At 42.1% G+C, this 1870-nt stretch carries 1 pseudogene; it reads left to right on the top strand.

Annotated features, from left to right (window positions below):
• A pseudogene (locus B0183_RS12550) lies at positions 1 to 1870 on the top strand (hypothetical protein); the annotation flags it as partial.

Below are 1870 nucleotides of genomic sequence, written 5' to 3' on the forward strand. Positions count from 1 at the left end.
CAGCAGGTGCTGACGGTACAAGCATTGTTCAGAAAGATACAAATAATCAACCATTGAAATCTGCGGATTATAAACTTGATGGCACAACGGTTAAAGCCAAAGATGCAGAAGGTAATGACTTAACAACAACCGTTAAAGCAGATGGCGTAACGGCAACGGATAAAGACTCTAAAAATACTGTCAATGCAGATGGTATGACTGTTGGTCCGAAAGACGAAAATCAAACGGATAAATCAGCTGCGACTTATAACAGAGATGGTGTAACGGTTAAAGGAAATGACGGTGCAGATGCAATTGTCTTAACTAGCAAAGAAGGTCAAGATGGTAAAACAACTAACACCTTGGCACTTAAAGGCCAAAATGGCAAAGATGCAGTAAGCATTACTTCGGGGGCAGATGGCACAGCACCAGAAATTAGCTTTGCTAAAAATGGTGAGGGTACGGATGCTAAAGGCACGGGCTCTATCACTGGCTTAAAAGATGTTGAACGTAATCCAGACGGCACGGCGAAAGACAGAACGGCTGCAGCGAATGCGGGTTATGTCGATGATCGCTTAAAAGAAATGAACGATAGAAAACCGTTTGAGTACTTTGAGAAAGATCCTGTAACAGGCGAGGTAAAAACTGAAACTGTAAATGGTAAACAAGTACCAGTTACGCTTGTTCGCGGAAAAGATGGTAAATTCTATAAAGAGAGTGACTTAAAAGGGAAAGTTTTCGATCCTGCAACAAATACATATAAAAATGCAGATGGTACACCTGCAACATTAACTGAGGTTGCTTCAAATAATGTTACTGTTCAAGCAATGCCATCGGATGCAAGCAATACACCAATTGCGATGAGCAATGTGGGAAGTGGTTTAGGTTTGAAAGATGATGCTGAATCAAATAAAACGGCACTTACCCCTACAGATGCACAAAAAGCTATTGCTGGTGATAACAAAGACGGTAAAGGCGGCTTATTGGCTCAAACGGGTAATGCGTTAAATAATGTAGCGACAGTGAAAGATTTACAAGCCATTGCACAAGCGGGCTTAGACTTGACGGGTAACAACGCCGATACCACTGTACATCGTCCATTGGGTACGAAGTTAACCGTTGAGGGTGAAGGCAAATGGAATGGTAAGGACTCAGCGGCTAATAACCTTTATGTGGAAGCGCAAGTGGCAGATAACAAACTTGTTGTGAAAATGAACAGGGATTTAACGAACTTAAATTCTGTGACTTTAGGCACTGCGACAATGACTGGTGATAAGAATACAATCAACCTTACTGGTGCAGGAGAGAAAGTCGAGGAAGAGTTTGTTAAATGGGACCCAGTGACTAAACAACCTATTCTTGATGAGAATGGCAATCTCCAGAAATATAAAGAGAAAGTTGATCCTCGTGTGAAACTGAGTGGTATTGCTGATGGTGATATTTCACCGAATAGTACTGATGCAGTGAATGGTCGTCAAGTTTATGTTTTAACCTATGGTATGAAGTTCTTCCACACCAATGATGGTCATAATGCAGAGGAGCAAATTAACCATAAGTCGAATACAGTGGATTCAAGAGCTTCAGGTTCATACTCTACTGCAGTTGGTTACAAAGCTCACGCGAAAGGGGAGAGTTCTGTTGCTTTAGGTAACGGGGCTACAGCTGGAGAGCAAGGCGTGGCTATTGGTCACGGTGCTGTGGCGTCAGGTAAACAATCTATTTCGATTGGTACCGGCAATGTGGTGAGTGGTAATAACTCAGGTGCTATTGGTGACCCTAATACAATTAAAGCAGATCGCTCTTATGCATTAGGTAATAATAACCAAGTGAATGCAGGTCAATCTGATGTGTTTGTTGTCGGTAACAACGTGAAAAACACAACCAGCAACTC

The organism is Glaesserella parasuis, from assembly GCF_002015085.1.
Taxonomy (GTDB): domain Bacteria; phylum Pseudomonadota; class Gammaproteobacteria; order Enterobacterales; family Pasteurellaceae; genus Glaesserella; species Glaesserella parasuis.